Genomic DNA, 11,965 nt, shown 5'->3' with positions numbered 1-11,965 from the left:
ATATTGATCCTGAGGAGCGAAGCGACGTGAGGACTATAGCGTAAAATGAAATTAGCCCGTAAGGCGCGACCGAGCTTAGAGATATTGACCCTGAGGAGCAAAGCGACGTGAGGGCTATCATTCACCAGAGTCATGTAGAAATGACTTTCATATCCAAAGAATAAAAGAAAAAAATAGAGTTTCGTGAGAAGCTTCTTTTTTTGATTTTTTAGCCCAAAATAGTACAAATATGCAAACGATTGCTATTGCGTCGTTGCTTGATTTGTGAAAATAAAAAAATTAGCAAATGAAAACGTTTTATAGATTGGTTTCCCTTGATTTAATCCGTGTAAAGCGATATCATAGAGAAGAACAAAATTTGGAGGAATAACATGTCTCATATTAAATTTGACTACTCAAAAGTTTTGGGTAAATTTGTTGCCCCACATGAAGTGGAATACATGCAACCACAAGTGACTGCAGCTGATGAATTGATCCGTAAAGGAACAGGTGCTGGTAGTGACTTCCTAGGTTGGTTGGACCTTCCTGAAAATTATGACCGTGAAGAATTTGACCGAATCTTGAAAGCTGCTGAACAAATCAAATCAGACAGCGATGTTTTGGTCGTAATCGGTATCGGTGGATCATACCTTGGTGCGAAAGCAGCCATTGACTTCTTGAACCACCACTTTGCAAACTTGCAAACAAAAGAAGAACGCAAAGCTCCACAAATCCTTTATGCTGGAAACTCAATCTCATCTACTTACCTTGCTGACTTGGTAGAGTATGTTTCAGATAAAGATTTCTCAGTCAATGTGATTTCTAAATCAGGTACAACAACTGAACCAGCCATCGCTTTCCGTGTCTTCAAAGAACTCTTGGTGAAGAAATACGGCCAAGAAGAAGCCAACAAACGGATCTACGCAACAACTGACCGTGCTAAAGGTGCTGTAAAAGTGGAAGCAGATGCCAATGCTTGGGAAACATTTGTAGTTCCAGATGATATCGGTGGACGCTTCTCAGTTTTGACACCAGTTGGATTGCTTCCAATTGCTGCATCAGGTGCTGATATCAAAGCCCTTATGGAAGGTGCGAATGCTGCCCGTAAAGACTACACTTCAGACAAACTTTCTGAAAACGAAGCTTACCAATACGCAGCAGTTCGTAACATCCTTTACCGTAAAGGATACGCTACTGAAATCTTGGTAAACTACGAGCCATCTCTTCAATACTTCTCAGAATGGTGGAAACAATTGGCTGGTGAGTCAGAAGGAAAAGACCAAAAAGGGATCTACCCAACTTCAGCTAACTTCTCAACAGACTTGCACTCATTAGGTCAATTTATCCAAGAAGGAACTCGTATCATGTTTGAAACAGTTGTCCGTGTGGACAAACCACGTAAGAACGTGATCATCCCTACTTTGGAAGAAGACCTTGACGGACTTGGTTATCTTCAAGGAAAAGACGTTGACTTCGTTAACAAAAAAGCAACTGACGGTGTTCTTCTTGCCCACACAGACGGTGACGTACCAAACATGTACGTAACTCTTCCTGAGCAAGATGCCTTCACTCTTGGTTATGCCATCTACTTCTTCGAATTGGCAATCGCCCTTTCAGGTTACTTGAATGCGATCAACCCATTTGACCAACCAGGTGTTGAAGCTTACAAGAAAAATATGTTTGCCCTTCTTGGTAAACCAGGATTTGAAGAACTTGGAGCAGAACTCAACGCTCGTCTTTAATCAATAGACAAAACGATCTCGTAAGAGGTCGTTTTTTTGTCTGCAAAATAGTTTCATAAAATTTCCCCTTAGATTCAACTATAAAAACACTAGCTAGTTATTTCTCCTGATCATATGGTTATCTCATTGCTAAACTACTGATACTATAGGGTTTCTAGAAGAGCAATAGTTACCGGCACGGATTTTATACTCAAATCCTTTAATATAAAAAGTTATTTGAATATAAAAGTTGTCATTTGTTGTTTCATAATATAAAATAAAAGATGAATGAAAATAATTGAAAAGGGAATGAAAATTATGAAAAAGAACTTGGCTAAATTCTTGTTACTTTCATCTATGCTTGGTGGAATGGCTGTTGCTCACCCGGTTTCTGCGAATACAAAAGCTGCGATTTATGAGTACAAAAATGGTCAGCTAGACCTTGTTCAACAACCAACTTATGAAGGTTTTGAATCGAATCAGCTTTCTTTGAAATTGAAAACAGGTCGTGTCGATGTAGTGGGAGCGCGTGAAGGCAAGAAAGAAAGTGCGCATGATGCAGGAGCCTACCAATTTGCATTGATTTACAAATCTGAAGGTGGCGAAGAAGAGACCGTTGCTAAAGGGCAAAATACAGCAGATGGGACGATCGAATTTGATGATGTGGATCTCTCTGGACTGAATTCTGGAACTGTTAAACTCTACATTCGTCAAACCACAAAAGATGATGGTCGCTTTAAACAGTTGGATAATGGAGAAGGGGAAGTAACAGTGTCCCTTGCTTACGATGGGTCAGGACGCTTGATGGTGGATTCACTTGCAAGTTCAAACCCAATTTATCGTAATTTCATTGCAGGCTATAACGGTTCTGAGACAGGAGGATCCACTTCACCAAGTACAACAAGCCCATCTTCAAGCTCAAGTAGCTCATCTTCTAGTTCAAGTAGCTCAAGTAGTTCGTCTTCTAGCTCAAGTAGCTCATCGAGCTCATCTTCAAGCAGCTCATCTTCAAATTCCTCAAGTTCAACTTCTTCATCGAGCTCAAGCTCTTCTTCTAGTTCTTCCTCAAATTCAAGCGACTCAAGCAAATCTGTCGTTGGCCGTTTATTGCCAAAAACAGGTCAAGAAACAGGTGTCGTTTTGGCAACATTGGGCTTGCTCTCACTTGCAGGGCTTGCTATTGTCTCCCTTCGCAAGAAATTTTAAGATAAGCATCTAAAAGGTCGGATATCTCTCCGATCTTTTTTAGTCTATCAAGACAGGAGTTGGTCCTTGCTTGGTTTTATGTTATAGTAGAAGAGAAGAATAAAAAGGAGAATTCGAAATGTCCGAGAAAGATCAAGAACAATTTATGAAACATACTCCCGTAGAGGGTGCGCCTCAATTTGATGTGGCTGCGCCAGCCTTTGTCCCAAAAGAAGAAGCCGAAGACTTGGTCGTTCCAGAAGCTAGTGGCCTTTCAGTGACGGAGACGGAAGCAATGAAAGAAGAAGCAGACGAGCCAGCTGTTTCAGAAACAGTGGAGCCTCCAAAGATGGATGAAGCAACTGTTGGAGAACATCCGGATGTAGTTGTTGCTCCCCAACCGACTCCTCCATTCCAGCCTGCACCACAAGCTCCTCAAAATATGGCAGCTGAACCAATTGGTCCGCAGACAGTGCCTGTTCCTGAGACACCTATTCCACAAGCTCCTCTTTCTCCTGTTGGAAGACCGATGGATACTGCAGACAAGAAGGCGATTCGTTTTGCCCTTGGGATTTTAGTTGGGATTCTTATCGGTGGTGTCAGTGGCTATTTGATTGGTCATGCTAGCCCTAGTACGTCACCATCTAGAAAGCAGACTTCTTGGTCAGGCAACCAATCTGGTTCTTCTTCCAATATCGATTTGGAGCAATTGACTTCTGAAGACGCGGAAGCCAATTTTAGCTGGGAACAATCTGATATCGAGCAACTTCAGTTTTTGACGGGAAAGGATTCTGGGGAGACTCCTGAGGAAATGGTCGACGCTTATGGAAAGGCTAGTTCCGTTCAATTTGATAGTGGGGAATTGAAATTATTCTGGGATGATAACTCTTATAATAAAGAGGTAAAAGCGACCTACTCTAAGAGAGGAAAAGAATTACAGCTTGTCAAATTTGAATTTAATCAATTTGGGAAAAATCTTACGGTTGAGGACAACTTTGCAGATGGATTCAAAGTTGGAAATAGTGAGACCGGTGCTGGAGGAACCTCTTACAAAGAGCTTTTAGAAAAATACGGTGATGCGGTCAATCTGACGGTGAGTTCATCTGATGATTCAGACGAGATAGAGTTGGTCATGGACTTCCAAAAGAAAAACGGGGACTATGTAGATTTGACCTTTATTCGCCAAGAAAATGGAGATTTCCTCTTGAGTAGTAAAGACAGCTATTAAAAGGATAAGACAAGAAAGAGGCAAGCGCCTCTTTTTTGGGATAAGACGAGACAAATACGCTAATTTTCTATACAATAGAAAGAGTTTGAATAGAAAGAGCATGAAGGATGGAAGAAATGAAACAGTGGATAGAACGTCATAAGCGGATCCTCCAAAAAGCTGCAGGGGCTTTGCTAGCTTTTGTCGTTGGGGCTTGCTTGGTGTTTATGATTCATCCGGTTAAAACCTTACCAAAAGACCGTTTGCTGAGCCTATCTCGAATGCAAGAAGCAAGCCAACAATTTGTCGCTCCTTCTTCAAAAGAGCCGGCTCTAGAAGACTTGTTGTCATTAGAGCTTGCAAGGGGAGAAGGAAAGGTACAAAAAAGTTGGGTGACTTTGTCTGCATTCGTCAAAAAATTTGGAAAAGCAGCGAGCTTTACACAAGAAGATACGAGTTTTGGAGCACAAGTCCAGTTAGGCTATGGGGCTTCTGTGAAGGGGCTCTATCCTTATACCATAGAATTTCAAAAGCAGGATGATGATTTTTATTTGAGCTCGATTCAAGGATTTGCACCAAAGTCGTCTCACTATCAGAGCAAAAAGAACGTAAAACTGGTAGATTTTACAGGCTATCAGACACTAGATGGAAAAAAGGAAAAGGGGACAGCAGTAGAAGATGTCTTGAAAAAATCAGGTCTTCCCAATTCTCTTAGTTTGACCTCTGAAAAGGACAAGCAAGTCCTAGCCCTGTCTTATCAGGTGACAGATGGACTGGTCTCTTTAACCTTTGAACGTGACCAGACTGGTCAGTATCGTTTGACGAAGAAGGGGTGAAGCAGATGATCGAGTGGATGAAAAAGAATCGAAAAGAACTCTTGCTGCCGTTTTTGTGTTTTGTTTTAGGAGTGTTACTTGCGATTGCAAGCATCCAGGTGCAAGAGCAAGGAACCGATACCAAGGAGGACCAAACACTTGCCCATTTCCAGCCAAAGGATTATCAGAATTTGGTCAGCAAGGAACAAGAAATCAAGCAGTTTAAATGGACCATCGAAGCTGTGGCGAATTTGAAAGTTCGTCTCAAGCAGACTCAGCAACCAGGAACCCGCTTGGAAACAGTTGTGACGGAATGGGGGAAAGCCCAAAAAGTTAAGTATACAAAGACAGCTCAAGGGGATAAAACGGTTCTCGTCTTGACCTATGCGGCTAAGCAAACCGATCAGGGAAAGAAAAGTGTAGCCTTGTGGTTTGAACAGGAAAAAGACCAGGGGTATCGCTTGACGACAGTGGATGCGACAAATTTGTTGGACGCAAAAGAGAAGACAAGCAGTGAGAAAGAAATCACTACTGAAAAAGAGAAAAAAGGTACAGAATTCGCCCAGCTTATTCAGCAACTAGGAAATCCTCAACGCTTGGTCTGGGGGGAAATGCCAGATGGCGGAATGGGCTATCGCGCGACTTACCAGCTACCAGGGCAGCCAGAAGTGGTGATGGAATTCAAGAAAAAAGCCAAGAAATTAGTGTTGGTATAAGAAAGGAGATATCATTGGACGATCAACGGACAGACATCAAGGCAGCTTCCTCTCACCAGGGTGGGAGCCGCTTGATTTCAGAAGCTGACCTTGCTTCAATAGGGGGAGGCAGGCATTCAGAACCAAGACAAACGGTACTAGACTCCCAATCGGAGAGGACGAAAACCTACTCCCCTTCCTCTAAGAGTGAAGGGTCTTCGCTGGCAGCCTTTTTTGGTTTATTGGCCATGCTGGGATTATTTGCCTATCTGGCTTCAGGAGGTATTCATAGCGAGGAACATCCTTCTTCTACTACTAGTGAATATGGAAGCACTAGCTTGTCTTATGGAACTAGAAAGGAAACCTTGAGAGGTGGTACGAGTAGCTTGATTGCTCCGGAGAGGGAATTTCAGTTTCAAGTGACCTATGAGAAGGCCATTTCCCTGATTCCTGGTTTAAGTGAGGGAGATCAAGAACGTTACTCTTCAACTTCTCTGTCTCCACAGGATGTGGTAGCTGTACTGGGGAAGGCTAGCAGTGGAGAAGAAACCTACCAAGAAGGTGGTGTCAGTCCTTTTATGACACAATTGGAGTATCAGTCTGAAGGGTCCCCTTCTTCCGTAACCGTTTTACTTTCAAAAATTGGTGTTGATCGTTTATCTTCTCTTGATTTTAAAAACTTAAACAGTGAGCGATTAGCCAATAAAAATGGTAGCTTAAACAGAGAAGATTTTGCCAATATGAAAATAGGAACGAGCTATTCAGATCTTGTGAATACAGTAGGAATTCCTAGCAGTGTTTCTTGGTCGAGTATGCTGGGTTCAGAGTCCTTCTTAACCTTTTACTATAAGCTTTCTGATTCGCGATCAGTCATTATTCGTTTTGGAAGTAATCGAACTATTAGTGAAATCAAGGGTCTCGAAGATCCGGCGACATCCACATCGCCTTAGGTGTTCATCTCTTTGGGATTGTGGTATAATATGGATACCTTTAATTGAAATGAATGGAGAATCTCATGACAGCACAAAAAATGTCTGCTCAAGAAATTATCGCTTTTATTGGAAATGCAGAAAAGAAAACAAATGTGAAAGTAACCTTTGAAGGGGAATTGGCAATAGCTGTTCCAGCTTCTGTCACCAAGCTTGGCAATGTGTTGTTCGGTGACTGGAAAGATATCGAGCCCCTTCTTGCCAACTTAACAGAGAACAAGGATTATGTGGTCGAACAAGATGGCCGTAATTCAGCTGTTCCCTTGCTTGATAAGCGCTATCTAAATGCGCGTATCGAACCGGGCGCTATTATCCGTGACCAAGTGACCATCGAAGACAATGCTGTCGTGATGATGGGGGCTGTGATCAATATCGGTGCTGAAATCGGTGCAGGAACCATGATTGATATGGGGGCTATCCTTGGTGGTCGTGCTACTGTTGGTAAAAACAGCCACATCGGTGCAGGTGCCGTTCTTGCGGGTGTCATTGAGCCAGCTTCTGCTGAGCCTGTTCGGATCGGTGATAATGTCTTGGTCGGTGCCAATGCAGTTGTGATTGAAGGGGTTCAAGTAGGAAACGGATCCGTCGTTGCCGCTGGAGCTATCGTTACTCAAGATGTTCCTGAAAATGTGGTCGTAGCGGGTGTCCCAGCTCGCATCATCAAGGAAATCGATGAAAAAACACAACAAAAAACAGCACTCGAAGACGCTTTGCGTAATTTGTAACATATTGATAGTAGAGGCCGCAAGGCCTCTATTCTAATAGAAAGAAGACAACTATGACATTGGACTTAATCAAAATCAGACGGGATTTGCACCAAATCCCTGAAATTGGCTTGGAAGAATTTGAAACCCAAGCCTACCTCTTAGAGCGAATCGCAGAGATCACAGCGGGCAAGGACTTTGTTGAGCAACGGACTTGGCGGACCGGGATCCTGGTTTATCTCCATGGGGCTGCACCTGAAAAAACTATCGGCTGGCGGACAGATATCGATGGTTTACCGATTGTGGAACAAACGGGCCTTGATTTTGCTTCCAAGCACGAAGGACGGATGCATGCTTGTGGTCATGATATGCACATGACGACAGCTCTTGGGCTTTTGGATCAACTGGTTCAAGTGCAACCAAAAAATAACCTGCTCTTTCTCTTCCAACCAGCTGAAGAAAACGAAGCTGGTGGGATGCTCATGTATAAGGACAATGCTTTTGGCGACTGGCTTCCTGATGAATTTTATGGTCTGCATGTGCGCCCTGATTTGAAGGTGGGGGACATTGCGACCAATACGGGTACCCTTTTTGCAGGGACCTGTGAAGTCAAGATCACCTTTACAGGAAAGGGAGGGCATGCGGCCTTTCCACATGAGGCCAATGACGCTCTTGTAGCGGCCTCTTACTTCATTACCCAAGTCCAATCGGTCGTGAGTCGAAATGTCGATCCGATTGAAGGTGCTGTGGTGACCTTTGGTTCCATGCATGCAGGAACAACCAATAATGTGATCGCTGAGACAGCCTTCCTTCATGGGACCATTCGGACCTTGACCATGGAGATGAATCTTTTGACTCAAAAACGGGTCAAAGCCATTGCAGAAGGAGTTGCAGCAGCCTTTGATGTGAAATTGGACCTGGAACTCAAGCAAGGAGGCTACCTGCCTGTGGAAAACCAACCAGAATTGGCCAAAGAACTCATGGACTTTTTCACAGCTGAGGAAGACGTGAACCTGATTGATATTCTGCCTGCGATGACAGGAGAAGACTTCGGCTTTCTCTTGAGCAAGGTCCCCGGTGTCATGTTCTGGTTGGGGATTGATACCCCTTATGCCTTGCACCATCCAAAGATGAGCCCCAATGAGGCCGCCCTTCCCTTTGCTGTGGAAAACATTGGTAAATTTTTGAAAATGAAAGCCAACCAATAAGGAATGGATTCAACTCCGTCTGGAGTTGGATTTTTTCTTTGTTGTATAAAAACTGTTCGGATCTTTCCTAAAAAATGATACAATTAAAGCTAGACAAAAGGAGTAGGGAATGAAGAAAACACTACGAAAAGAAACTATGGCAGCCATGAAAGCACTGCCTCAAACTGTGAAAACTCAAGCAGATGAAGAGCTGACTCAACGCCTCTTGGAGCTACCAGCTTTTCAGGAGGCAAAGACCCTTGCGACCTATCTGTCTTTTGACCATGAAGTTTCCACAGCTGGCTTGATCCAAGCAGCTCTTCAACTTGGAAAACGCGTCTGTGTTCCCCGTACCTATCCACAAGGGCGAATGGAATTTGTGGAATACGATCCTGACATTTTGGAAAAGACACGCTTTGGTTTGCTGGAGCCCAATGAAAAAGGGAAGCTTGTGGATCAGTCAGAGATTGATCTGATCCATGTACCAGGCTTGGTCTTCCAGTCAAAAGGCTACCGAATTGGCTATGGTGGTGGCTATTATGATCGTTATTTAGCAGATTTTACTGGAAAAACGGTTAGTACGATTTATTCCATCCAGCAGAAGGAGTTCCAACCAGATGCTTTTGATCAGGCAGTTCAGGAGGTGCTAGTCTATGAAGTTACTCTTTGATCGTCGTTATCCTGTGACTAGCCTCTTGTTGTTAGTGACAACGGCAGTCTTTCTTTCCATGTTTATCCGATTTGGAGGCGACTACCAAACAGGTGCTGCTATTTACTATAGCGGTGGTATTATTGGAGAGGTTGTGAAAGTCGATCCTAGCCAGTTATGGCGAATCGTGACAGCTACATTTGTTCATATCGGCCTAGAACATTTTGTGCTCAATATAATCACCCTCTATTACTTGGGACGTTTGGCAGAAGATCTCTTTGGATCGAAGGCTTTCTTAGCTCTCTATCTCTTATCAGGCATGATGGGCAATGTCTTTGTTGCTATTTTTACGCCAGATGTGATTGCAGCAGGAGCTTCTACAGCCCTCTTTGGACTGTTTGGGACTATTGGTGCTCTGCGCTTTATTGTCCAAAGTCCCTATATTCGCCACTTGAGTCAGTCCTATACCAGCTTGATTGTGGTCAATTTGATCTTTAGCTTCATGCCAGGAATCAGTATGGCGGGGCACATCGGTGGCTTAGTGGCTGGAGTCATGTTGGCTTATGTCTTTCCAGTTAGAGGGGAAGCTCGCTTTATGAACCGAACCTATCAGATGAGTGCAGCCCTATCTTATCTCTTACTTTTGCTTTATTTCTTAGGTAAAATCTTGACTCTATTTTAAGAAGAGGCTAGGACAAAAGTCCTAGCCTCTCAGTTATCTTTGAATTGTCGAGCAAGACGCAGCGGTTGACTGGGCTCTACTACGCTGATTTCATCAGCTTTTACAGCCCTACACAACTGTGCGGAGGTGGGGCGACGAAATCGAATTCTAACGAATTACCGATTTCTGTCCCACTCTCTTTTTTTCCTAAAAAATGTAGTGCAATCGTAAACTAACAGAAAATTGTTTGAAATGCAAAGAATTGTATATATTTATTATAATATATTTGCAGGAGTCAAGTGAATCCACTATTGCTAGGTCCATAGAGAAGGTAATCATGGGTAAAAAGGTATAAAAACGCAAATTAGAAAGCGCTTGCAAAAGAGGTAAAAAAAAGATAGACTTAAGGTATAAAAAATCAGGGATGCTACCTTTTTCTATAAAGGAACATTCAAACATAAAGGAGATTTGCCATGAAGAAATGGTTGTTTAAACTAGCTTTGATAGCGATGACGTTCTTACTCCTACCAATTCAAGCCGTTCAGGCCTGCTGTGGATTTATCATTGGTCGCCAGTTGACCAAGGATGGGACCACTCTCTTTGGTCGGACAGAGGACTACCCTTATTATCCAAATGGTGGAAAACACAACAAAAACTATGTTGTGGTTGATGCCAAGACCTATAATGAGGGAGATCAAATCGAGGATGAATCCAACGGATTCACCTACCCGCATGCTGTCAATGAAATGAAATACACAGCTACTTATGACTCTGCTCGTGGTGACGGTAGCAACGGGGCTTTCGGGGAACACGGTTTTAATGAAGCCGGTGTATCCATGACTGCGACAGTAACAGCAATCCCAAATAAGAAAGTCTTGACAACGGATCCTTTGAAAGAGAATGGCCTACCAGAAGCAGCTATGCTAGATGTGATTTTGCCACGTGTTAAAACTGCCCGTGAAGGGGTTGAATTACTGGCCAAAGTCATCGAAGAAAAAGGTTCAGCTGAAGGGAATGTGGTTGTCTTTGCAGACCAAAATGAAACTTGGTATATGGAAATTCTATCTGGTCACCAATATGTAGCGGTGAAGGTGCCAGAAGATAAATATGCAGTTTTTGCCAATACCTACTACCTTGGCCATGTAGACTTGAATGACACTGAAAATGTCATTGCCTCTAAAGATGTAGAAAAAGTAGCCAAGGAATCTGGCAACTACAAGACTGATAAAGATGGCAATTTCCATATTGCTAAATCTTATGGACCAGAAAAATATGCTGAAGGGGACCGCTCACGGACCTATGCAGGTATCACCTTACTAGATCCAGACTCTAAAGTCACTTATGAGGATGATGAGTATGAGCTCTTCCGTTCACCAACCGATCCAAACAAAAAATACACCTTAGAAGATGCTTTTGCTTTGCAACGGAACCGTTTTGAACACTTAAATGGACGCTTCGTGCCAGATGATCAAATTGGTGTTAAGAAACAAGGTGATGATGGTAGCAACGATACTGTTCGTAAAGACCAATACAAATATGCTTTAGGAAACGAAAATGTGATCGATGCCCATGTCTATCAAATCAATCCAAACCTTCCAAAATCATTTGGTGGAACTGTATGGCTCGGCATGGGACCTTCACGGAATACCCCTTATGTTCCATTCTATGGAAATGTAAAAGATACTTATGAAGCTTTCAAACCTCAAACTGCTACCTATGATCCGAATTCATGGTATTGGACAGTATGGCATATTGACCAGATGGCCATCAATAATCAAGACCTCTTTGGGAAATCGATTCAAAATCACTGGAAAGCTCTCGAAGAACAATTGATCATTGAACAGAAGGTTAGTGATAGCAAATATGCAGCCTTGAAAGCTGATGAAGCTGTAGCAAAAGCGGTTGAAGATAAAGTGACTGAGGATGCTTTAGCTCGGTCTGAACGTCTCTTCAAACAATTCAAGCAATATGAGTCTGAATTATCTGCAACTCTTAAAGAAGCAGGTCGTACAGATGATCCATACCGTGCATCTTTACCAGATGACTACAAGGATCCAACAGAATCAAGTACCGAGCCAAGCAAGGAAGAAACAAAGCCAAGCACAGAGTCAAGTACAGAACCAAGCAAGGAAGAAACGAAGCCAAGCACCGAAGCAAGTACAGAACCAAGCAA

Annotated in this window: 11 protein-coding genes; all 11 read left to right on the top strand. The window is 43.0% G+C overall.

The window, feature by feature from the left end; all coding sequences use genetic code 11:
- Positions 1-371: 371 nt before the first annotated feature.
- A complete protein-coding gene (locus HMPREF2686_RS05025; RefSeq protein WP_070449471.1) occupies positions 372-1,721 on the top strand; it encodes a glucose-6-phosphate isomerase in 1,350 nt (449 codons plus the stop codon).
- 288 nt (positions 1,722-2,009) lie between these two features.
- Positions 2,010-2,906, top strand: coding sequence for an LPXTG cell wall anchor domain-containing protein (locus tag HMPREF2686_RS05020; protein WP_223345558.1), 897 nt, complete (start codon positions 2,010-2,012; stop codon positions 2,904-2,906).
- Positions 2,907-3,024: 118 nt separating this feature from the next.
- Positions 3,025-4,113: a hypothetical protein gene (locus tag HMPREF2686_RS05015; protein ID WP_049483076.1), complete on the top strand. Its 1,089-nt coding sequence runs from the start codon at positions 3,025-3,027 to the stop codon at positions 4,111-4,113.
- 107 nt (positions 4,114-4,220) lie between these two features.
- Positions 4,221-4,928 carry a hypothetical protein gene (locus HMPREF2686_RS05010; RefSeq protein ID WP_049483074.1) on the top strand — a complete coding sequence of 236 codons (708 nt, stop codon included), beginning with the start codon at positions 4,221-4,223 and terminating at the stop codon, positions 4,926-4,928.
- Positions 4,929-4,933: 5 nt separating this feature from the next.
- A complete protein-coding gene (locus tag HMPREF2686_RS05005; protein ID WP_049486375.1) occupies positions 4,934-5,623 on the top strand; it encodes a hypothetical protein in 690 nt (229 codons plus the stop codon).
- Positions 5,624-5,637: 14 nt separating this feature from the next.
- On the top strand, positions 5,638-6,552 hold the full coding sequence (locus HMPREF2686_RS05000) for a hypothetical protein (RefSeq protein ID WP_080976666.1): 915 nt from the start codon (positions 5,638-5,640) through the stop codon (positions 6,550-6,552).
- Positions 6,553-6,617: 65 nt separating this feature from the next.
- On the top strand, positions 6,618-7,316 hold the full coding sequence (gene dapD, locus HMPREF2686_RS04995; RefSeq protein WP_049483070.1) for a 2,3,4,5-tetrahydropyridine-2,6-dicarboxylate N-acetyltransferase: 699 nt from the start codon (positions 6,618-6,620) through the stop codon (positions 7,314-7,316).
- 53 nt (positions 7,317-7,369) lie between these two features.
- Positions 7,370-8,503, top strand: a complete 1,134-nt coding sequence (locus HMPREF2686_RS04990) for an N-acetyldiaminopimelate deacetylase (protein WP_049523271.1) — start codon at positions 7,370-7,372, stop codon at positions 8,501-8,503.
- Between the two features lie 109 nt (positions 8,504-8,612).
- Positions 8,613-9,152, top strand: a complete 540-nt coding sequence (locus HMPREF2686_RS04985; protein ID WP_070449467.1) for a 5-formyltetrahydrofolate cyclo-ligase — start codon at positions 8,613-8,615, stop codon at positions 9,150-9,152.
- On the top strand, positions 9,136-9,813 hold the full coding sequence (locus HMPREF2686_RS04980) for a rhomboid family intramembrane serine protease (RefSeq protein WP_070449464.1): 678 nt from the start codon (positions 9,136-9,138) through the stop codon (positions 9,811-9,813). The genes HMPREF2686_RS04985 and HMPREF2686_RS04980 overlap by 17 nt, the downstream gene beginning before the upstream one ends.
- Positions 9,814-10,265: 452 nt before the next feature.
- On the top strand, positions 10,266-11,965 hold a 1,700-nt coding region (locus HMPREF2686_RS10680; RefSeq protein ID WP_261673673.1), incomplete at its 3' end, for a C69 family dipeptidase.

It is taken from the genome of Streptococcus sp. HMSC057G03 (assembly GCF_001808745.1).
Classification (GTDB): domain Bacteria; phylum Bacillota; class Bacilli; order Lactobacillales; family Streptococcaceae; genus Streptococcus; species Streptococcus parasanguinis_Z.
Note: the sequence above shows the minus strand (reverse complement) of the source record. Positions and strands in the feature narration are given on the sequence as shown.

What these genes read in the sequence shown, in the direction of transcription:
- HMPREF2686_RS05025 (WP_070449471.1), top strand. Translation starts at nt 372, where the DNA reads ATGTCTCATATTAAATTTGACTACTCAAAAGTTTTGGGTAAATTTGTT.
- HMPREF2686_RS05020 (WP_223345558.1), top strand. Translation starts at nt 2,010, where the DNA reads ATGAAAATTATGAAAAAGAACTTGGCTAAATTCTTGTTACTTTCATCT.
- HMPREF2686_RS05015 (WP_049483076.1), top strand. Translation starts at nt 3,025, where the DNA reads ATGTCCGAGAAAGATCAAGAACAATTTATGAAACATACTCCCGTAGAG.
- HMPREF2686_RS05010 (WP_049483074.1), top strand. Translation starts at nt 4,221, where the DNA reads ATGGAAGAAATGAAACAGTGGATAGAACGTCATAAGCGGATCCTCCAA.
- HMPREF2686_RS05005 (WP_049486375.1), top strand. Translation starts at nt 4,934, where the DNA reads ATGATCGAGTGGATGAAAAAGAATCGAAAAGAACTCTTGCTGCCGTTT.
- dapD (WP_049483070.1), top strand. Translation starts at nt 6,618, where the DNA reads ATGACAGCACAAAAAATGTCTGCTCAAGAAATTATCGCTTTTATTGGA.
- HMPREF2686_RS04990 (WP_049523271.1), top strand. Translation starts at nt 7,370, where the DNA reads ATGACATTGGACTTAATCAAAATCAGACGGGATTTGCACCAAATCCCT.
- HMPREF2686_RS04985 (WP_070449467.1), top strand. Translation starts at nt 8,613, where the DNA reads ATGAAGAAAACACTACGAAAAGAAACTATGGCAGCCATGAAAGCACTG.
- HMPREF2686_RS04980 (WP_070449464.1), top strand. Translation starts at nt 9,136, where the DNA reads ATGAAGTTACTCTTTGATCGTCGTTATCCTGTGACTAGCCTCTTGTTG.